This window comes from Abiotrophia defectiva ATCC 49176, assembly GCF_000160075.2.
Lineage (GTDB): Bacteria > Bacillota > Bacilli > Lactobacillales > Aerococcaceae > Abiotrophia > Abiotrophia defectiva.
Map to the genome: position 1 here is coordinate 80,111 of NZ_KI535342.1, position 21,758 is coordinate 101,868.

A 21,758-nucleotide genomic window follows, 5' to 3' on the forward strand; every position below is an offset into this window, starting at 1 on the left:
TTATATCCAAGCTTCATCATAGTTAACTTACTATATAAAAAATCCTACGGCAAGATGCCGTAGGATTAAGATTATCAGCTTACTGTCCTTGGAAAATAGAGGTTCTGAAATCATTTGTTGCCAATAGATATTGACGATAAATTTCCTTCTTCACTTTGTGAACGTTATTGTCCCCTCTCGTCAGGAAGTTAGCCTTAATATCTGCTTCCATCGCTTGATGGATGAGTTGCTGGATATCAGCAAAAGTACGTACCTGTGTTCCATTGACTGTAATTGGAATCAGGGATTGGTTCAACTTATCAATCCGTTCTTTGAACATGGCCTGCTTAAAGACTGTCATGTTTTGGAACTCTCCTCCGGAGACAGATTTGATTACATAGGTATCACTTAGTTCTGTATTTCCAGCAGCCTTAGCTTCCTTCTGAAGCTTATCAGAGGCGTACGGTACAAAACCATCTTCATAGCCCTTGTAGGCCATCATCTCCCAAGCCATGCGCTTAAACATGAGACCACCCGGTGAACCCGTCGTGTTTTCCCCAGTCGCATAGTTTGGTGCATACATATTAATTGTGACGTAATTATCACGATTATATTTAGCCTTGGCTCCATAGCCACGCTTAACAACCAATTGGTGCTCAACCAAATCATTAATAGAAGTGAGATTGATATTCTCCCATTCTTGGTCAGTTAATTCCTTAATTAGGTTGTTAGCATGCACGCCATCCACCTCATTGGTTACCTGGTTATACATCTTCTTCCAGAAATCCTTACCGCGGGCCAAGACATCTAGTCCTTCCGCATAGTCTAGAGTATACAGAACGTCGAATACTCCATGAACATACTCATGAACATCTGCTGCAGTTTGGAAGCGATCTGGCGATTCATTGTAATAACGCAATTTCTCATTAGAGTAATCGAAGATAGTGTTAATCCCCATATGGTTGATTGTGCTTGGATTCTCAGGTGCTTGTAACAAACCTTGTGGGTACTGCTCAAATCTCTCATCTGGACGCCAACCATAACCCCCTAAGTTGATAGAACGGTCTTGCAGATGGACTAATTCATGCGTCCAAATCGATGCCCCGTTGTAGTCATTAAGCATATCCGTATGGATAAAGTAGATATTACTAATCGTATCTGCATAAGCAGCCGAACCATTTGCACCGAAATAGCGTCCAATTGGCCCGAAGAATTCGCGGATACCCATTGATGGATTCTTAGGAGCATTCCCCTTGGCATTGCTCTCACCAAACTCGCCAAACCACTGTCCAGTTGCATCCTTATAACCATCCCAAGTTTGGTTCCCAGGGTTATTGGCAATACGGTCTTTAACAGCTGGCAAGGCCATTCGATACCAAGTATCCAGGTGAGTTTGTTGGCGATTGGCCATAAGGTTAACCAACTCTTCCAGTCTTTGGCGATCATAGCTTCGACGATCTAAGCTACCCCAAGTAAATCCGTTAACTGTCGAAATAGCAAACAAAGTACTGTCTTTAAGGTTAAGTAATGGCAAAATGTAGTTTTGCACAGATCTTGCCTTAAGACGTGGGTAGATCCGATACTCTTTATTTGCTAAACCAGCTTCTCTCGACGCCCGTTCTTCCAGTACCAGATTCTGCTGAGTAGCTTGTCGGAACCAAGCATTCTCATCTAAATCCGTAAGTGTCTCACGGAAGTAATCTAAGTAGTCTAGTAAATTCCCTACCGCTTGATCAGGACTAATGAAAGCTGCATAGGCACGGAAATTATGCTTAGTATGAAGCGCATTAATACCTCTTGAGCCCAAATAGATAAGTTTATCGAGCACGTTCTCGCTCTTCCCAAAGAAATCAGCTTGATAGGTGGAAATATCACCAATATTGGCTTCGCCAAACTTGATCTCATAGTGGCGATGCATGTAGAGGAGACCCAGTAACAAGGCTTCCTTGTTATCGAGCACTTGTTGCTTGAGTTGCGCTTCTAGACCAGAATGACCTCCATCAATCGCTTGGTTCAAGCTTTGCTTAAGAACTTTTTTAACAGCATCCGTTAAGTTTGGTTTCAAGCGAGCCATTGTATCTTCTAGATAGAGGCGCTTGACATCTTTAATACGCTCCGCCTGGTTAACAGCATCTAAATCTGCTTGAAGCTCTTCATCTGTAGGAACACGACCTAGTGTTTTTTGCAGAGCATCTCTACGCGTTTGTTTAACCTTATCATTTACATAGTTCTTATCCTTGATGCCTAGTAGCTCAAACATCTTATCAGAGTAGAGGTCTGTAGTGCTAAGCTGCGCTGCAAGATCTTGCGCCAGACTTTCTATCGAGGCCTGTTGAATTTGGTTTGGTGTATAAATCAAGCCAGAGTCTTCCAATTGATACTCGACTATCCCAGTCTGCTTAAAGTTAGATTTAGCAGCGAGGCCTAGATATTGCACACTCTTATCAGCATAGTGCAACATAATGCGATCCATTGGTTGACTATAATCTGTTACATAGTTTGAACCCATCATAGGGGTAACAGATACAAGCACTTGAGATGCTAACTTGCCAGTTGCCAGGTTACCATACTTAATAATCTGTTCCTTGTTATAGAACGGCAGGAGTTTTTCCATGTTGGCATAAGCTTGTGCTTTATCTGCCTTGTAATTCGGCATGGTAGTATAGTCCGTCATCAGCGATTCTTTAGACAAGGTCGTCACAGCGTCAGAGCTATCGTCGAAGGAAACAGTGATTCCCATAGCTTGCTGACGACTAGCTGCCTCTTGAGGTGAGATAGTTTCTATATCCTTGAGAAACTCTTGCTCTATACCAGAAGCTACATCTTGCACAACCGCAATATTGCTGAAGCTTCTACGCGTTGATTCTTGCTGCTCCGCATTTCTATGACCAAAGAAAATACGGCCATTGTCTACCTTGGTTTCGCTGATTACTTGGTCTATACGGCTATTACTCCAGGTAGAACCTACTGCCCCACCTGTCGAAGAGCCCCAACGTCTAAGAACGCCACTACCGCTATTCCAGATGTTCCCTTTAACCACGGCTTTCGTTAGGCTGCTGCCTGAGCCAACAGCCCCAACCAGTCCACCATATCTACTATTTTCGTTACCAGACGAAAGGTGCATATTAATATCAGCAGTCGCCTGTGTAATGCTACCTTTCTCAAGGTTAGCTACAATTCCACCTATAGTTGAATTTGCACCATTGAAAGCCATAGATTCTATGCTACCCTTAAAGCCGACTTGACTCAACTGAGAACCACCTAGTACAGTGGCCACTAAACCACCAATGCTCTGGCTACCAGATAGTCGACCGCTAGCCGTTACATCCGTGATGGTTGTTTGGTTTGCGACAACTGCCAAGGAACCTACGTTATCACGATCGCGAATATCAACTCGCTTAAGGTCCAAATTAGAAATCGTAGCTTGATTAGTTTCCTTAAATAGCGGTGCCTTCAAATCAAAGATGGCATGCGATTGTCCATCAGCACCACGCCCTAGTAATTTCCCTCGGAAGGTATCCATTAAGTAGGCTTCTTGACCCTTAGCTAACACAACATCAGCTGCGCTAACATTAGAGCCTAAGATGAATGTGCCACTTAGATTCGCCTTCATAGCTGTCAACAACTCACCGAAGCTATGGTAAACATTATTCACGGCAGGGGCAGCCTTACGAACTAGGAACTGATGAGTCTGATGATAATCAGTTGTTCCCCCATTATTTTGCACTAATTCAGGCGCAGTGGCGGTCACTTGATAGTAATCCTCGCCATTGTAGGTTGTTGCTTCTATTGCCGCTACTTTGAGCACCACATCCTTATAGCGATCCGAACTTACTTTCACTAAATAGCCACTGAGGTCTTGAGGCACTGAGGCCAAAGCACTAACGCGCTTAAGCTCCTGCCCTTCCACTTGATAGAGGCCTTCTTCTTTAATCTGTTTAAGCTCAAACTTCTTGAGTTTAAGCTCTACCAGCTCTTCAGATAACTGTGGATCCGTCTTAGACACGCCTAATTTATCTGCATAGGTTAGCTCTGTTACCAAGCGGTATGGCACTTCATAATTGAGGCCATTAATTACGGCTTGATTATTATTAATCGCAACCGTTTGAACCAGTTGGTCTCCTTGATAGACTTTGACTTGGGCGCTTTGATATTTATTAGCTGGATCAAACAAGGTATAGTTCACCGTCACGCTTCGAGACAGCTCATCAGTTGGTAGAACAACTTCTTGGCTTGTAAAGCGTGGTGTGTGCATCACTAACTGGGCAATCGCTTGATCTAAGGCCTGCTTAGCACTATCTACGGCAGACTGGCTTGCATTCAGATCTTGATTTACTTGCTTAGCAGCACTTAACTGAGTCTGAAGGGCTTGCCAACTCGCAGGCGTATAGTGATTTTCTACTAGAGGGCCTGCCTCAGCTATGCTAGCCTGAAGGGCTTGCTTGTTGGCCTGATCAACTAACTTATTCTTAGCCTCATCAATTTTCACTTGGGCTGATTTAATCGCTTGTAGGGCCTCGTTCACTTGAACTTGGCTTGCATTCTCATTCGCAATCATTGCCTGAGCTTGAGCCTTGGCTTGATTAATAGTTGACTGATTAGCCGTCAAACTATTGCGATAAGCCGTAATACTTGCAGGTGTCTTACCGTCTGTAGCAATTGGTTCATTCAGCTTGTTTAAGGCCCCAATCAAGGCTTGCTTATCGGCCTTAGTTTGAAGCCCAGCTTTAGCTGCAGTCAAAGCTGTATGACTAGCCTTCAACTGGTTAACCGCCTCTTGAACTTGAGCTGGTGTCGCGTTCAAATCATTCTGTACACTTAGAGCTTTCGCTAGCGCGGCGTCAGCTTGAGCCTTGGTTGTCTCATAAGTTGTAATACTTTGCGGGGTCTTATTAGCCAAATCTGGCGCTTTCGCCACTTCATTCTGAAGTTTAGTACGCTCACTTGTTAAGGCAGATTTATCAGCTTGATCTACCAGTAAGGTTTTAGCTGCATTAACTTTTGCTTGAATTGCTTGAACCTGCTCTAGAGCTTGGGCTACTTGACTAGCTATTGCGTTCTCATCCGCTAACACAGACTGAGCTGCTTGTTTTGCAGCATCAAGTTCTGATTGGTAGCCTGATTCTTGCGTACGGAAGGCATCAATACTTCTTGGAGTCTTACCTATGGTGGAAATTGGAGAATTTAAGGCCTCATAAGCTGCTCGTAGGCCTGCCTTATCCCCCTTGACTTGAAGGGCAGATTTGGCTTTCTCTAAGGCTTGTTTGGCACTTGCCAAACGATTAATAGCTTCCTGAACTTGCGCTTGTGTTGCGTTCGGATCAGCTTGCACACCTTTAGCTACTTCTAGAGCTGCTTGGGCAGTTGCCTTAGCTTGCTCGTAGGCAGTCACAGACTTCGGCGTCTTATCAGCCAACGTTGGCGCCTTATTCACTTCTACTTGGCTATTATTAATAGCTTCCGATAATAAGTGCTTATCAGCCTGGTTCACTAACAGACCGACTGCTTGGTTGACCTGCGTTTGAGCTACTTGTACCGCACGAAGTGCATCTTCCACTTGCTCGCGACTAGCATTCTCATCCGCAATCACTTGTGCCGCCTTAGACTTAGCAGGTGAAATAACTCCGTCCTGTGCCTTAAGGCGTGCTTGATATGCTTGGATACTATTTGGTGTCTTATTAGTAGTTGAAACAGCCTGGTTTATGGTGGCTAGAGCCTCCAATAAGCTTGATTTGTCTGCTTTATCCCGCAGATTATTCTTAGCCGCCTCTAAATCTGCTTGGGCTTGAGTAATCCGTGTCTTCGCTGCTTCTGCCGCTTCTGGACTAGCATTCAAATCTGCGATAATAGCTTGGCCTGCCTGAACTGCGGCTTGAGCGTCCGCCTTAGCCTGCTCGTAAGCTTGAACCGACTGCGGCGTCTTATTCGTTAGGTTTGGCGTCGCCTGAATAGCAGTATCAAGATTTTGCTTAGCCTGTTCTAACGCTGACTTGTCGGCTTGGTTCACCAGGAGTGCCTTGGCAATGTCTACCTTAGTTTGCGCTTCGCGAACGGCTTGAAGCGCTTGAGCCACTTGCGCTTCCGTTGCGTTTTCATCGGCAATCACTGCCTTCGCTTTGGCTTTAGCTTGGTCAGTTGTCGCTTTATCGGCAGCTTGTGCTTGTTCAAAGGCACGAACACTGTTTGGTGTCTTACCAGAAGTTGAAATTGGGGCATTCAATGCGTTGAGGGCAGATTGAAGTCCTGCCTTATTTGCTTTGTCACGTAAATTATCCTGTGCTGATTTCAAAGCTGCTTGGGCTTGAGTAATCCGTGTCTTCGCTGCTTCTACCGCTTCTGGACTAGCATTCAAATCTGTGATAACAGCTTGGCCTGCCTGAACTGCAGCTCGCGCGTCCGCCTTGGCTTGCTCGTAAGCTTGAATTGACTGTGGCGTCTTATTCATTAGGTTTGGCGTCGCCTGAATAGCAGTATCAAGATTTTGCTTAGCCTGCTCTAACGCTGACTTGTCGGCTTGATTAACTAGAAGTGCCTTGGCAACGTCTACCTTAGTTTGCGCATCTCGAACGGCTTGAAGCGCTTGAGACACTTGGGCTTCCGTTGCATTTTCATCGGCAATCACCGCTTGAGCCTTGGTCTTAGCTTGGTCAGTTGTCGCTTTATCTGTAGCTTGTGCTTGTTCAAAGGCGCGAACACTGTTTGGTGTCTTACCGTTCGTAGCAATTGGTTCATTCAGCTTGTTTAAGGCCCCAATCAAGGCTTGCTTATCGGCCTTAGTTTGAAGCCCAGCTTTAGCTGAGGTCAAAGCTGTATGACTGGCCTTCAACTGATTAACCGCCTCTTGAACTTGAGCTGGTGTCGCGTTCAAATCGTTCTGTACACTTAGAGCTTTCGCTAGCGCTGCGTCAGCCTGAGCCTTGGCTGATTCATAAGCTGTAATACTTTGCGGCGTCTTATTAGCCAAATCTGGCGCTTGTGCCACTTGATTCTGTAGTTTAGTACGCTCACTTGTTAAGGCAGATTTATCAGCTTGATCTACCAGTAAGGCTTTGGCTGCATTAACTTTTGCTTGGATTGCTTGAACCTGCTCTAGAGCTTGGGCTACTTGACTAGCTGTTGCATTCTCATCTGCTAGCACGGATTGAGCCGCTTGTTTTGCAGAATTAAGGTCTGATTGGTAGCCTGATTCTTGCGTACGGAAGGCATCAATACTTCTTGGAGTCTTACCAACAGTTGAAATCGGAGCATTTAAAGCATTGAGTGCAGACTGGAGTCCTGCCTTATTTGCTTTATCTCGTAAATTATCCTGTGCTGCTTTCAAAGCTGCTTGGGCTTGAGTAATCCGTGTCTTCGCTGCTTCTACCGCTTCTGGACTAGCGTTCAAATCTGCGATAACAGCTTGGCCCGCTTGAACTGCAGCTTGTGCGTTTGCCTTAGCTTGTTCGTATGCTTGAACCGACTGCGGCGTCTTATTCGTTAGGTTTGGCGTCGCCTGAATAGCAGTATCAAGATTTTGCTTAGCCTGTTCTAAAGCTGACTTGTCTGCTTGATTCACCAGAAGCGCCTTGGCAGTGTCTACCTTAGTTTGCGCATCCCGAACGGCTTGAAGAGCTTGAGCCACTTGAGCTTCCGTTGCGTTTTCATCGGCAATCACTGCCTTAGCTTTGGCTTTAGCTTGGTCAGTTGTCGCTTTATCGACAGCTTGTGCTTTTTCAAAGGCGCTGACACTGTTTGGTGTCTTGCCAACAGTTGAAATCGGAGTATTTAAAGCATTGAGTGCAGACTGGAGTCCTGCCTTATTTGCTTTGTCTCGCAAATTATCCTGAGCTGCTTTCAGAGCTGCTTGGGCTTGAGTAATCCGTGTCTTCGCTGCTTCTACCGCTTCTGGGCTTGCATTCAAATCTACGATTATAGCTTGGCCCGCCTGAACTGCAGCTTGAGCGTCCGCTTTAGCCTGCTCGTAAGCTTGAACCGACTGTGGCGTCTTATTCGTTAGGTTTGGCGTCGCCTGAATAGCAGTATCAAGATTTTGCTTAGCCTGTCCTAAAGCTGACTTGTCTGCTTGATTCACTAGAAGTGCCTTGGCTTGATTTATCTGACTTTGTGCTTCTTGAATAGCTTGAAGTGCTTGACTGACTTGTTCTGGACTCGCATCCTGGTTAGCTATGATACGTTCAGCTTCATTCTTAGCAGCTTCAACTTGAGCAAGTTGACCATTTTGTGCCTGATTAAAGGCTTGAATGCTCTTTGGTGTCTTACCTTCCGTTGAGATTGGTTGTTTCAAGGTTGCCAAAGCTTGGATTAGCTTCGCCTTATCTGCCTGGTTCGTCAGACCTTCTTGGGCCGCTTTTAGGTTAGCTTGAGCTTCCTTAATTTTATTGACTGCTTCTGCTACTGCGTTTGGAGTTGCATTGGCGTCAGCAATGATTGCCTGAGCATTTTGAACTTGGGCTTGAGCAGCCTGACGTGCTCGGTCATAAGCACCAATAGATTGTGGGGTTTTGTTAGTTAAATCTGCTTGAGCTTGTAAAATTGTATCTAGTGCTGCACGAGCTTGTTTCAGGGCTGATTTATCGGATTGATTCACTAACTTTGCACGAGCTTGATCTAGCTTAGCCTGAGCGGCCTTAAGTTCAGCTAAAGCCTGGCTAACTGCTTCTGGTGTTACATTTTCGTCTAGCATTACATCCTGAGCCTTTTGAATCGCTTGGTCGCGAGATGCTCGATTGGCTTGCTTAGCTTCCTCAAAGGCTGTCACACTATTTGGTGTTTTACTAGCTAAATCAATCGGTTGATTGATTTGTGACAAGGCCTGTTCTAGAGCTACTTTGTCCGCTTTAGGGGTCAAAGCCGCTATCGCTGATTCGAGACTTGTCGCGGTCGTCCGCGACTGGGCAAGCGCATCATTCATTTCATTTTCAGCTGTATTAGGATCCTCAATCAAACTACTTAATAAGTCTAGTTCAGTTTCAGCTTCCTCCAGCACCTCTTGATAATCTCTAATTGACGCTGGTGTTTTATCACTTAAATCTGGTTTTTGGCTTAATAAATCTTGAAGTCCTTGGCGAGCAGCTCGAAGTGCTGTTTTGTCAACTTGATTGACGAGTAGCAACTGGCTATTCGATTTGCGTTCTAGCGCTTGTTCTAGCGCACTAATTGCCTCCTGAACCGCCGCTTCTGTAGCATTCTTATCTTCAGCTACCTGTGCACCTTTAGCTAGAGCCGCATCAATTTCCGCTCGATGACGACCATATTCTGTCTGATATTCTTGAACGCTCTTAGGAGTCTTACCCTCTGTTGAGATAGGTTTGACCATTTCTTTCAAGAGTTTGTGCAAGGTAGCTTTCCCTGCTTGGTCTCGGAGGTTTTCCTTAGCATGTTGCAAAGCTGCCTTAGATTGATTGACTTCCTCTACTGCAGTCGCTACCTCTTGGGGGCTAGCGTCTAAATCTTGAACGATTCGATTCGCCTGCTCCAATGCATCGCGGGCCTCTTCTTGCTTCTGACGATAGAGAGCAAGACTAAATGGTGTCTTGTTGCTTCCCTCTACTTCCTGGGCAAGGTCGGTTTCCAGAGTTCGAATAGCTTGTTCTAAAGCTGTCTTATTTGCTTGATCTTTAAGAAGCTTGGCTGCTTGATCCAATTTTTCCTGCTGGGCTTGAACCTGAGCTAAAGCAGCCTCAACTTCAGCAGGGCTAGCATTTGCATCGTCAAGTACTGCCTGTGCTTGATCATTCGCTTGCGCCAACTCCCGAGCTAGCGCTTGAACTTGGGCCTGGTAAGCGGCCACACTCTTAGGGGTCTTACCCGTTGTGTCAGGCTTTTTCGCCAGGGCTTGCTTAGCTTGTCGCAAAGACTCCTTGTCCGCAACTGCCATAATAGCAGTTTCAGCCGTACGTAATTTTTCTTGAGCTTGATTTAATTGTTCGTTCAGCTCTAGGACTTCCATAGGACTTGCATCAAGATTGGCTAGCAACTGGGCAGCTTCTTGCGTTAGGCGTTGAGCCGCCTCTTTGGCTTGACGATAGGCCGCCACACTCTTAGGGGTCTTGTTAGACAAATCTGGCTCTGAAGCTAACAGTTGGTCTAAGTCTGCCTTGGTTTGATTGAGCACCTTCTTATCAGTTTGGTCTACTAGAAGTTCTTGAGCCTGACTGACTTCTTGCTGGAAAGCCTGAACTTTTGCTACGACAGTATCCACTTGTTCCTGACTAGCATTCGGATCCTCCTGGACCGCATTTGCTTGAGTAATCAGCTCAGCAAGGCGCTCAGCATATGCCGCTTTTGCAGCCTCGAATTGTTTGACGCTCTTTGGTGTCTTGCCATCCGTATTAACAGGTTTTGCTAACTGATTCAATGCTTCCTTTAAAACACTTAAGTCTGCTTTATCTTGAAGAGCTGCTTGGGCATCCTGCAAGGACTTTAACTGGTCAGCTAAGTTCTGTGTCATAGCGTCGATGTCTGCTTCAGTAGCGTCTCCATCCTTTAAGACACTGCCCCCATTTTGTAGGGCTGCCTGAGCAAACTTAATTTGTTCCTTGAGAGCTTGGGCGCTAGCTGGTGTTTTCTGACTTAAATCTGTTGCATTCAGAGTCTTAACAAGATTAGCCAGATTATCGGATTGAGTGATGAGCGGCGTCTGATCTGCACGCTTGACTAAAGTGTCAGGCAAAGCCACTTGGCGCGCAATTATCCCTGTCATCTTCGAAGTCAGTTGATCGATTTCTGACTGGCTTACGGCACCACTAGCCTGAAGACTAGTCATCGCCTCTACAAGGGCTTGATAATCTTGTTTCAGGCTGGCTAGAGCATCATTGTAAGCTTTTACGCTTTTCGGTGTCTTACCTGATAAATCATCATTCGCTAAAACCTGCCAACTTGCTTGAGCTTGTTCAAGATTTGCTTGCCAAGCAGCATAGTTAAGTGGCTTAGGTGGCTCAGGTTGTGGGATTGGATCCGGAGTTGGACTTGGTGTCTTACTGCTTGATTCTGCTGGATTTGGAATTTGATTCTGACTGCTTGATTCAGAACTTGGCTGAGGTGTCGATTCAACTTGACTTGAAGACTCGGCCGGTTGCGAGATTACAGCTTGACTTGATTCAGATTCTGCTGGATCAGAGCTTACCGGCTGAGCACTACTTTGAGTCGATTCAACAGGCTGACTAGACTCGCTAGATTGAGACGAACTTTCACTTACGGTCACTTCTGATGATTGACTGAGGGAGGCCTCACTCTCACTTGATAGCGGAGACTCACTGCTAGATTCTGCGTTACTTGAAGATAAATCTGATGTAGAGGCACTTGACTCACTGCTTGCAACGGAACTAGTCACTACTGCATTAGCTGGCGAACTAGATGAAGATTCAGAAACCAATTGACTAGAAAGCTCTTCGCTAGAAACTTCCTCATTCGACTGGACTTGCGATGAACTTTCACTAGACTGTGGAAGAGTATTATTAGCCTGATTTAATGTCGCTTGAGCAAAGTAACCGACATATTCATAGCCTTCGATGTGGATACGAGGGTCTGGCAAATGATCTCCTTGCTGACTATAAAAAACTTGATTATAGCGATTTAGCAAACGTGATTCGAGGGCTAGCGTTGCCGAGGTCGATAGAATCTGCCCTAAACTTGATACTACCATCAAAGTCATTATCGTTTTCTTACGATCACGAATAAGGCCCACTGCAACAATTAAGGTTAAAGCTCCTGCCATGGCTCCAAAAAGAGGCGCCGCCTCTCCCGTCGCTGGCAGTACTTGCTTGGATTCTATCGGACGATAAACAAAATAATAGACCTGGTCAGCCTGCGCAATATCGGAAGGCGTACCAGATAGAATCGCTTGTTGTTGGGCAGGTGTTAGCTCTTGCAGAGCCACATACTGATAGCTAGTCGTTATAGAGGATAATGTAGGTGCCGAGGCTACATATTGAGAACTAATACTCCCCTGAGCTTGGACCGAAATTGGTGCTGTTGTCCCCATAAAAAAGCTCCCAATCACTACCGACGCAATTCCGACAGAGAATTTCCGAATAGAAAAACGTTGGATCTGGTTAGGACGCTGATGTTTCCCTTTAAATTTCACTAATTTCTTACCTTTCTAAATTTAATTTTGCAATTCATTCTATCATATAATCACTAAGAAATATACGGTTTTTTACTTAAATTCACAAAATTTATCCTTTAGATTTAGCGGCTTGATTTTTCACGAACGATAACATCACCCACCCTAGCACACGGCAGCTAGAATCGCCGTTTTTAAGCGGATATAGGAAGGTGAATTTTCGCTAAAATGCAAAAGGCTATCCTGACGAAATAATCAGAATAGCCTTATACAGTTCATTTAATATTGACTTTTGCTTTTCAAAATCCAATAGCCCTTATATCGGGTCACTAACTCAACATTCCCAAAGACTTCTTCCATAAAAGTTTCCATAGAAGGAGCGCCTTGTTTTTTCTGAATTACAAGCCATAATTCACCGCCAGGTCTTAAATTAGCCTGGGCTGAGCGTACGAATTGTTGGATGACCTGCTTGCCGGCCCGGATTGGTGGGTTGGTCACCACAAAATCCGGCGCTTGACTAGCTTGCCATTGGCCTGCATCAGCCAATTGGTAGGCCGTATTCTCTACGCGATTGAGCTGGCTATTAGCCTGCGCCAACTGGTAGGCGCGTTCATTAATCTCGACACCTGTCACTTGAGCTTGGGGATATAATTTTGCCAAGGCAATCGTGACTGGTCCGTAGCCACTCCCCAGTTCCACTATTTGATAGCTTCCTACAGGGACTGCATCAGCGAAAGCTTCCACTAGCACCTTGGAACCATAGTCCATGCGCTGTTTAGAAAAGACGCCATTATCGGTCTGAAAGCTCAAAGTCAGGCCTGCCACACCATCTTGAATCTGGTGCAAAGCATGCTGACTAGTAGGACTAGATTTAAAGTATTGTTCACTCATTATCTGCTGATACGCTCCCCTCTTTAAGCCGGATGGGAACTAATTAAGGTTAGGGTCCCTTCCAGACGAATTTCTGTAACACCGTGCGGCAAAATAAAGGAACTTGCCAAATCTAAGTCATAAGCGACACCGTCCAGCCATAGTCGGCCTTGCCCTGCAATGACGGTTGCCAAGGTATAGGCATTATCCAGGCTTAAAGTCAGGCTATCCACGACTTCCCACTTGGTCACAGTGAAAAATTCATTTTCTAGATACTGAATAACTTGGCTGTCACCAACTTGCTGAGTCTTGACTTGCAAGTGACGCTCTGGATCTGGATAGAAAGTGACATCCGCCGCCTGCTTAAGATGCAAATCACGGGGATTGCCTTGCGCATCCCGTCGATCATAGTCGTAGACACGATAGGTAGTATCTGAGCTCTGCTGTGTCTCCAGAATGACCACCCCTGCACCAATCGCATGGATGGTCCCTGCCGGCACATCAAAGAAGTCGCCCGCCTTAACTGGCACCTCCACTAAAAGGTCTGACCAACGCCCTGCCGCTACTAATTCTTCGAATTCTTGCCGAGATTGAGCCTTATGCCCATAAACAATCTTGGCTCCTGGCTCTGCCGAAATGACATACCAGCATTCAGTCTTACCAAGCTCCCCTTCATGTTCAAGTCCATAGGCATCATCAGGATGGACCTGCACAGAAAGCTCGGCTGCTGCATCTAGTATTTTAATTAATAGAGGAAAAACAGTTTGACTAGGATTCCCAAACAATTCTGGATGCTCTTCATAGAGCTGATCTAAGCCCAATCCTGCATATTCGGCAGGACTAATGACGGTCGACACCCCATTTGGATGAGCACTAATACACCAAGCTTCCCCCACTGTGTCGCTAGGGCCTTTGAGACCAAATTCTAGCTCTAATTTGCGACCACCCCATATTTTATCTTGTAACACAGGCTTTAAGAAAATCGGTTGTGTCATCTCGATCCATCCTTTCAAAGATAAATTTTCTCGCTTCTATCATACCATTTTTTGACGATTTCGTGGTACACTATTTATACGAGAATTATGACGAATTATGGAGGTTGCCGATGATTAAACTCTTTGCATCCGACATGGATGGGACGCTATTAAACCCAAACCATGTCATTAGCGACACTACCGCCCAAGCTATTCGAGACCTTCAAGCTCAATCGGATATCGAGTTTCTGATTGCTACCGGACGAGATTATCGATCTGCTAAATGGCTCCTAGATCAGCATCAACTGACCGCTCGCATCATTGCCGTCAATGGCGCTGCAACTTATGACGTTAAAGGAAATTTGGAGGATGTCTTTGCCCTGGATTTAGCTGATACCCAGACCATTATCGAACGATTTGCGGTGCCTGGAACTCAGACTTTGGTGTCACTCAAGTCTCTGAACGGTTATTATGTTAATGACCTTGCCCTCTATCGGCAGCGCATGGAAGCTTTCATGGATCATGCCAAAGAAGCTACTAGCGATGATAGTCTAGCCCAGCTTGAGCTCCACTTCAAAGAGCTTCTACCACTTAAGGACTATCAACCGGACTTAGATCCTCCACTTAAGATTATGCTGATTGACCGTCGCCCTGAAATCTTAGAGACTGCCCGCCATTTCCTCAAGGACTTTGCCATTGACTTGACTTCTTCTGGCCCAGATAATTTAGAAATCACTAGTCTCAAGGCCCAAAAAGGCTTAGCGATTGAAGCCTACTGTCAACACCATGGATTCACTAAGCATCAAGTCTTAACCATTGGCGATTCGGCCAATGACCGCTCTATGCTAGCCATGTTCCCTAATAGTTATGCCATGGCTAATGCTGGTCAAGCCATTAAAGACTTGGCAAGCTATGAGGCTCCTAGCAACGCAGAAGATGGGGTAGCCCATATCATCTATCAGCTTTTGAAGCAAATGAAGTAAATTCTTTGAAGACGGGATATTGCCCCGTCTTTTTTGTTGCCCCAATCGCTAGCTAAGCATAAAAAAGAAGAGGCTAGGAAATCCTAGCCTCTTCTATATAATAAGCGGAAAACGGGATTCGAACCCGCGACCCCCACCTTGGCAAGGTGATGTTCTACCTCTGAACTATTTCCGCAAGTTGGCGATGCCGGCTAAAGGATTTGAACCCTCGACCCTCTGATTACGATTCAGATGCTCTACCAACTGAGCTAAGCCGGCTACAGCTTGCTAAAAAGCAAGAATGAGTCATACAGGGCTCGAACCTGTGACCCTCTGATTAAAAGTCAGATGCTCTACCAACTGAGCTAATGACTCTTGTAACGACTCATATATCATAGCTCAGATTTACATTTTAGTCAAGTCATAGCCTAAATCTTTTCAGATTTTTTGCTGAGATTTAGTGTTTCATTCCATTTTCAGTCTATATAGTATATAAGGAGGTGCTTAGTATGCTGTTTATCTTAGCTTTTTGTTTGGGGGCTTGCTTAGGTTCTTTTGTACCGTGTTTGGCCCACCAACTAGTTTTTAACCATTTTGATTGGCGGGCCCGTTCCTCTTGCGATTATTGCCATCACCCACTCTCCTGGAAAGAGCTCATTCCTCTAATCTCTCAGGCCCGCCTCCATTCCCGATGTCCTCACTGTCACCAAGTAATCTCCTCCCTCTACTGGCAAAGCGAGTTGGCAGGAGGCTGCTTAGCTAGCGGTTTCGCTTTGATGTCATCTTATCAGGCGTGGCCTCCAAGTCAAATCTTCCTTTATAGCATCTTGCTCCTTTTACTTGCTTTGATGGCTGCTTGCGACCTCTGGGCTTACTGGATACCAGATAGCTTACAGCTTGCCTGCCTGCCTTTTAGTTGCTTTCTTGCCTTACTTCAAGCTTGGGATGGCTGGAAGTTGCTAGCCATTATTCTCGCCCTAAGCTTCCTTGTCTTACTCCAAGCCTTCTATCCCCATTGGCTGGGCGGCGCTGATATCAAATTGCTAGGCCTGCTTTGGCTATCTCTTCCACTTAGGACACTGGCCTTGCTATTGGGACTGGCAGCCGGACTTGGCCTCTTGATGGTTGGCAGTCGTCCTAGGTGCTGGCGCCAACCCATCCCCTTTGTCCCAGCCATCGCCCTCGCCTACTATCTCATCTTAGCTCTGCTCCCCTGGCTAAGCTAAAAAACCAAGCTGCAGTGAAGACAGCTTGGTTAGATAAGTCTTAACGTTGTTGGTAGAGACTGCGAGCAATAAAGGCCACATAGTGTAGGGTCCCCACTTCGTTGTGGTGGACACCATCCGACACATACCATTCCGGATGTCCCACTTGATAGGCTTGCCAATCAATTACATGGGCATTTGGATAGCGACGGGCCGTGTCTTTAATATAGCTATTCACTTCCGTGTCCTCACCATCCGCATTATGGACGGTCACAAAGTAAACTTCTCTGCCCTGTAAAATCGCCATAAGCTGATCCATGGAATCAGTATCTAAGCCACCATTGACACCCAGTTGAATGACCACTTTAGGTTTAACTAGGCCTGACCAAACACGGTCCTGTAGAATTTCTTGTGCTCCGTTATAGACCGATAGACTGACCTTACCGTAAGTATTGCCTTGCCAGAAGATATCAGAGAAAGTCGATGAGTTAAGCAAGGCTACCGAGTCACCAAAGAGCGACACTTCTTGAGTAGTCGCATAAATGATTTCAACTGGCGACAGCATCGCTACAAGCTCTGGATTAAGAGCAGCGGCTTGCTCTAAAACTTCCTTATTCTCCTCAAAAAAGGCTTGCATTTCGGCATTAACCTGACTTGCTTTAATGGCCTTGTCAAGGACAGTCTGGCGAGACTGTGGCGTTACATAGTCGGTCTTAAAGGTTGTATCGACAGCCTTCAAATCAGTCTGTAGGGCATCCATGGCTTCAGTCCCAGGATATATGGCTTTTTGAACATGGGTCTTGTTGGTAAAAGCCAAGTACTCCAATTCAAATAAAGCAAGGCGTTGATAGTCAGCTGCTAGCAAGAGGCCGACGACTAAGATAAGAGCACCCACTAGCCCTAGGCTCGCCTTACGCCAGTCTGGCCAACGCCACGCCCCTTGTCTCAAGCGCGTCCAGGCGTTCTTGAAGCGGCTGCCCCAAGTCCAGACAGGCTGAGGCGCGCGGCCTTCAACTAGCCAGTAGAAGATTTCGCTAGCCAGTAGGATGACCAACAAGACCAGGATAGCTGTCCAGGCGGTATGAGGTAGCGCCTTTAGCAGGCCGGTCAAGAGCGGATAGTACCAGAGGTAGAAGGAATAGGAGCGACGGCCAAAATGGGTCAAAAAGCCCCAATCAAAGACTAAACGTCCTAGGGTTGCGCCCCCGACTAAGGCCAGCACTAGTAAGATGGTCAGGATGTTGAAGGCTGGTAACCAGAGATAGTAGGTAATACCTGCCTGGTCTGATGCAGTAAAGCTAAGCCCTAGCATGAGCGCGACTGACACCAAGGCCAGAATGTTAAGCATGGCTTGCTTGTGCTGATAGCGATAGCAGGCGTTGAGGAAAATTGGCAATAAGTAGGCCAAGGCAATCCCACCCGCTACACTAGCAAAGCGGGTCGCCAATCCATAATAAACCAGAGAGGGGTCACCTGACGGTTGGTAGAGATAGAAGGTCAATGTATGACTGAGGCTCATCAGTGCCAACCAAAAGGCCGCCTTATAGTAGGCAGAAAAGTAGGCTTTCTGGGTCACCCAAATACCAGCTACTCCGACTAGGAAAGACTGGAGATAAAGCGAATTATACCAGAGGTGGGTAAAAGGCGAAGTCCCGGCCATCTGAGTAAAGTAGGACCGACCAGCACTAATCTGGAAATAATTATTGAAGAAGAATAGACTAGACAGAATGTCGCTTCGGTCATAACTCAGCTCCCGCCGATCAAAGGCTAGGAGATAGGCCAACATAATTAAGATAAAGACCAAGAGTGGCCACCAAAGTCGTTGGACTGTTTTTAAGACATAGTTTCTTAAGGCATGTGGCCGGTTACCTTCTTGGATTTTCTCCATGCTCCGCGCAAGGAAGAAACCACCCAGGACAAAGAAACTATTGACCCAGAGAAAGCCACCGCTAGTCACACTCGGAAAGAGGTGATAGCTAATGACCATCAGAATAGCCAAACCCTTTATGCCATTCAGGCCTCGTATATGTTGTCCTTTCATCTCGCCACCTACTTGTACTTGTTATTTTATTATTATAAGGGAAATCTTAGCCCTATACCGTAACAATCAGATTACGTTCTCAGGGCTTTCCGGCAACAAACGAGCTCATGTCTCCTTGGCCTATCAGCAAAAAAGAGACTGGAATCGAAATCCCAGTCCCTGCATGATACTTACTGGTCTTAGGCTTTGCCTGTTGAACCAAACATGTCCATGATTTCTTTAGTTGTCTTCACAATGGCTTCTTTACCAGGTGCGATGACTTTACGTGGGTCATAGACTTCTGAGTCAGCTGCTAATTTAGCACGAACAGCTGCTGTCCATTGTTGTTGCAATTCAGTGTTCACGTTGATTTTAGCGTGACCACGTTCGATTGCTTTCTTGATTTGGAATTCTGGAATCCCTGAACCACCGTGAAGTACAAGTGGAGCACCAGTTGCTTCAGAGATAGCAAGCATTTCGTCGAAACCTAATACAGGTTCGCCAGCGTAAGTCCCGTGAACTGAACCTAAAGCAGCAGCTAAAGCGTCGACTTGACCTTCAGAAACCATGCGTTTGCATTCTTCTAAGTCAGCGTATTTGATCCCGCCGGTTACGCCATCTTCAGTACCACCAACTGTACCAACTTCTGCTTCTACAGAAACATTCTTAGGATGAGCATAAGCCACTACTTCTTTGGTTAAAGCGATGTTTTCATCGATTGGGTAGTGAGAGTGGTCGAACATTACGGAAGAGAAACCTGCATCGATGTATTGTTTACATACGTCAACAGATGAACCGTGGTCTAAGTGCAAAGCAACTGGTACTTTTACATCCATTGCTTCCAACAAACCATTTACCATGCCGACAACAGCAACAGGGCCACCCATGTACTTACCAGCACCTTCAGAAACCCCTAAGATAATTGGTGAATTGTTTTCTACAGCAGCTTGTAATACCGCTTGGGTCCATTCTAAGTTGTTGATGTTGAATTGACCAACAGCGTAATGACCTTCTTTTGCTTTCTTCAACATTTCCGTCATACTTACTAAACGACTCATGTTTATGCCTCCTTGAGTTGGATTATTTTATGTTTTTATTATACTCCATTTTCACTGGGTTGGCTAGTCTTTCTCCTTTGACCTTGCCCATAAACTGCATCATAGCGCTTTCTTCACAAGCTCATACCTTGTCTAGACAGGCGTCACGCATATGTAGACAAGAAAACGCACAAGCCCTGAGAACTTGTGCGCCGACGAATTATGCTTGATGCGCTTGGCAGGCAGCCACGAAACCATCAAAAATAGCTTGTGGACGGTTAGGACGAGAAATAAACTCTGGATGGAATTGAGCTGCAATAAAGAATGGATGGTCTTTAATTTCGACAATTTCTACCAAACGACCATCAGGGCTAAGGCCAGAGAAAGTCAAGCCAGCTGCTGCTAAACGCTCACGGTAGGCATTATTAAACTCATAACGGTGGCGGTGACGTTCTTGGACCACCTCTTGGCCATAAAGTTGATGAGCCAAGGTGCCTTCCACTAAGCGGCAAGGGTAGAGTCCTAGACGCAAGGTGCCCCCCAAGTCACCCTCTGCCTCTTGGTCAGGCAAGAGATCGATAATTTTGTGTGGGCAAGCTGGGTTTTCTTCACCTGTATCCGCATCATGGATGCCTACCACATTCCGTGCGAACTCGATGCAGGCTAGCTGCATTCCTAAGCAGATTCCAAAGAATGGTAACTTGTGTTCGCGAGCATAGCGAATGGCCGCAATTTTCCCGATCAGGCCTCGGCTACCAAAGCCACCTGGTACTAAGACGCCATCGACATCTGCCAAGTAGTCTGCTACACTCTGATCGTCCACTTCTTCGGCATCAATCCAACGAATGTCAATCTCAGTATCGTGTGCATAACCTGCATGCTTGAGTGCTTCCACAATGGATAGGTAGGCATCTGGCAAGGAGACGTATTTACCGACTAGGCCGACCGTGACCTTACCCTTAAGATTGAGCACCTTGTTTTCTAGCGCGCGCCAATCGGTCATATCTGCTTCTGGACGTTGAATGCCAAAGTGGTCCAGCACCAAGTCATCCATACCTTGAGCTTGAAGATTAAGCGGAATGGTATAGAGGGTCTCGACGTCGCGAGACTCAATCACGGCATTAGGTTTAACATCGCAGAAGAGGGCTAACTTGTCCTTTATGCCACTTGGTAACTCTTCTTCGGTACGGACTACCAAGATATTAGGCTGAATCCCCAAACTACGCAATTCCTTGACGCTGTGCTGAGTTGGCTTGGTTTTGAGCTCACCCGCTGCCTTGAGGTAAGGAATAAGGGTCGTGTGAATATAGAGTACATTGTTGGCGCCCATGTCGGCCTTCATTTGACGCAAGGCTTCAAGGAATGGTAAGGACTCAATATCCCCTACTGTCCCCCCTACTTCAGTGATGACAATATCGGCATCGGTTAATTCACCAGCGCGGCGAATTTTATCCTTAATCTCGTTAGTGATGTGCGGAATTACCTGAACCGTTGCCCCGAGGTAATCGCCCCGACGTTCTTTCTTGAGCACTTCTGAATAGACCTTACCGGTAGTGACATTGGAATATTGGTTCAAGTTAATGTCGATGAAACGCTCATAGTGACCTAAGTCCAAATCAGTCTCGGTCCCGTCATCGGTGACAAAGACTTCCCCGTGCTGGTATGGACTCATGGTGCCAGGATCCACATTGATATAAGGGTCGAATTTTTGGATGGCTACTTTGAGGCCACGATTCTTGAGCAGACGCCCTAAGGAAGCTGCTACAATCCCTTTACCAATGGAGGAAACTACCCCACCTGTTACAAAAATATACTTTGTCATGTCACTACTCCTTTTCCTTGTCTATTTACTAAATGAAAATCGCTCCCCGTTCTAGGAACAGGGAGCGCTCACTTGGTCAGTTGCCCCTAAAAAGCTTTAGGGGGCCCACATAAAATATTACGCTAAAGCTAAGACCGCGTCAAGTTTATTCTTCTTCGTCTTGTAATTCTTCTTCGTATTCTTCGTCTTCTGATTCGAAGTCATCGGCTTCATCATCTTCGGCCTCGAAGGAAGCATCACCGTCTAAATCTAAGTCATCATCGCCGAAATCAGAGAGGTCAGAAGCGTATTCGCCCAACTCTTGGTTTTCGTCGTCGTCTAAGTCAACGGCATCGTCTTCAATGAGGGTTAGACCACGAGTATCGTCGTCATCCTCATCATCCTCATCTACATCGCCGTAATCGTCTAAATCGGTGTCGTAGATATCATCTGCATCTTCTGGATCATCATCGTTGTAGTCGATCATGTCATCACCTTCAGAGAAGGCATTGTATTTACGTTTCTTACGACGGCTAACTGGACGATCATCTTCAGCTTCAGCGCTAGAGATAATTTCTTCATCGATTGCATCGATTGGGTACCAGCCACGCAAGCCCCAACGATTCTCCCCTAAGGAGATAAAACGACCGTCGATATTCAAGTCAGTATAGAAGCGGACCATACGGCTTTCCAGCTCTAACTCTGATAATTCCAAGTAGTTTTGGATTTCAATCAGTAATTCCGTAAAGTCTACCACATCGCCTTTTTGTTCTAAAATTGCGTGAGCAACTTCAATCATGGATAAATCTTTGCGGTCTTGTCCTTCAAATTGTTTCAAAATCATGG

At 45.9% G+C, this 21,758-nt stretch carries 9 protein-coding genes and 3 tRNA genes; 2 read left to right on the forward strand and 10 right to left on the reverse strand.

The genetic code is table 11. The features are described 5' to 3' along the window. Positions 1-79 precede the first annotated feature (79 nt). The 3 genes from GCWU000182_RS09120 to manA form a co-directional block, all read right to left on the reverse strand. A complete protein-coding gene (locus tag GCWU000182_RS09120; protein WP_023392522.1) occupies positions 80-12,064 on the reverse strand; it encodes a ZmpA/ZmpB/ZmpC family metallo-endopeptidase in 11,985 nt (3,994 codons plus the stop codon). Between the two features lie 258 nt (positions 12,065-12,322). Then, complete coding sequence (locus GCWU000182_RS09125; RefSeq protein ID WP_023392523.1) at positions 12,323-12,934, reverse strand: class I SAM-dependent methyltransferase; 612 nt, start codon at positions 12,932-12,934, stop codon at positions 12,323-12,325. Between the two features lie 23 nt (positions 12,935-12,957). Further along, a complete protein-coding gene (gene manA, locus GCWU000182_RS09130) occupies positions 12,958-13,908 on the reverse strand; it encodes a mannose-6-phosphate isomerase, class I (RefSeq protein ID WP_023392524.1) in 951 nt (316 codons plus the stop codon). 110 nt (positions 13,909-14,018) lie between these two features. Between manA and GCWU000182_RS09135 the strand changes: the two genes are divergently transcribed. Continuing rightward, the gene (locus tag GCWU000182_RS09135; RefSeq protein WP_023392525.1) at positions 14,019-14,870 is read left to right on the forward strand and encodes a Cof-type HAD-IIB family hydrolase; all 852 of its coding nucleotides are present in this window, start codon (positions 14,019-14,021) and stop codon (positions 14,868-14,870) included. A 103-nt stretch (positions 14,871-14,973) separates the two neighbouring features. Here the strand turns inward: GCWU000182_RS09135 and GCWU000182_RS09140 are convergent. The 3 genes from GCWU000182_RS09140 to GCWU000182_RS09150 form a co-directional block, all read right to left on the reverse strand. Beyond that, positions 14,974-15,045 (reverse strand) — tRNA-Gly (locus GCWU000182_RS09140). A gap of 10 nt (positions 15,046-15,055) precedes the next feature. Further along, positions 15,056-15,128: transfer RNA gene (locus GCWU000182_RS09145), tRNA-Thr, on the reverse strand. Between the two features lie 23 nt (positions 15,129-15,151). After that, a tRNA-Lys gene (locus GCWU000182_RS09150) sits at positions 15,152-15,224 on the reverse strand. Between the two features lie 134 nt (positions 15,225-15,358). On the opposite strand from GCWU000182_RS09150, the gene GCWU000182_RS10440 reads away from it, so the two are divergent. Continuing rightward, positions 15,359-16,075, forward strand: coding sequence for a prepilin peptidase (locus GCWU000182_RS10440; protein ID WP_035364965.1), 717 nt, complete (start codon positions 15,359-15,361; stop codon positions 16,073-16,075). 40 nt (positions 16,076-16,115) lie between these two features. Here GCWU000182_RS10440 and GCWU000182_RS09160 read toward each other — a convergent pair whose 3' ends face one another. The 4 genes from GCWU000182_RS09160 to rpoE all read right to left on the reverse strand — a co-directional run bounded on the left by GCWU000182_RS09160 (position 16,116) and on the right by rpoE (position 21,756). Further along, positions 16,116-18,095 (reverse strand): acyltransferase family protein, encoded by a 1,980-nt coding sequence (locus tag GCWU000182_RS09160; protein ID WP_023392527.1) that lies wholly within the window; start codon positions 18,093-18,095, stop codon positions 16,116-16,118. Between the two features lie 179 nt (positions 18,096-18,274). After that, on the reverse strand, positions 18,275-19,132 hold the full coding sequence (gene fba, locus GCWU000182_RS09165; RefSeq protein WP_035364966.1) for a class II fructose-1,6-bisphosphate aldolase: 858 nt from the start codon (positions 19,130-19,132) through the stop codon (positions 18,275-18,277). A 199-nt stretch (positions 19,133-19,331) separates the two neighbouring features. Continuing rightward, positions 19,332-20,933, reverse strand: a complete 1,602-nt coding sequence (locus GCWU000182_RS09170) for a CTP synthase (protein ID WP_023392529.1) — start codon at positions 20,931-20,933, stop codon at positions 19,332-19,334. A 145-nt stretch (positions 20,934-21,078) separates the two neighbouring features. Then, positions 21,079-21,756 carry a DNA-directed RNA polymerase subunit delta gene (gene rpoE / locus GCWU000182_RS09175; protein WP_023392530.1) on the reverse strand — a complete coding sequence of 226 codons (678 nt, stop codon included), beginning with the start codon at positions 21,754-21,756 and terminating at the stop codon, positions 21,079-21,081. Positions 21,757-21,758: the final 2 nt, after the last annotated feature.

Bases quoted from the DNA above. Each gene is read 5' to 3' on its own strand.
- GCWU000182_RS09135 (WP_023392525.1), top strand. From the start codon at position 14,019: ATGATTAAACTCTTTGCATCCGACATGGATGGGACGCTATTAAACCCA.
- GCWU000182_RS09160 (WP_023392527.1), bottom strand. From the start codon at position 18,095: ATGAAAGGACAACATATACGAGGCCTGAATGGCATAAAGGGTTTGGCT.
- rpoE (WP_023392530.1), bottom strand. From the start codon at position 21,756: ATGATTTTGAAACAATTTGAAGGACAAGACCGCAAAGATTTATCCATG.
- GCWU000182_RS09170 (WP_023392529.1), bottom strand. From the start codon at position 20,933: ATGACAAAGTATATTTTTGTAACAGGTGGGGTAGTTTCCTCCATTGGT.
- GCWU000182_RS10440 (WP_035364965.1), top strand. From the start codon at position 15,359: ATGCTGTTTATCTTAGCTTTTTGTTTGGGGGCTTGCTTAGGTTCTTTT.
- fba (WP_035364966.1), bottom strand. From the start codon at position 19,132: ATGAGTCGTTTAGTAAGTATGACGGAAATGTTGAAGAAAGCAAAAGAA.
- GCWU000182_RS09125 (WP_023392523.1), bottom strand. From the start codon at position 12,934: ATGAGTGAACAATACTTTAAATCTAGTCCTACTAGTCAGCATGCTTTG.
- manA (WP_023392524.1), bottom strand. From the start codon at position 13,908: ATGACACAACCGATTTTCTTAAAGCCTGTGTTACAAGATAAAATATGG.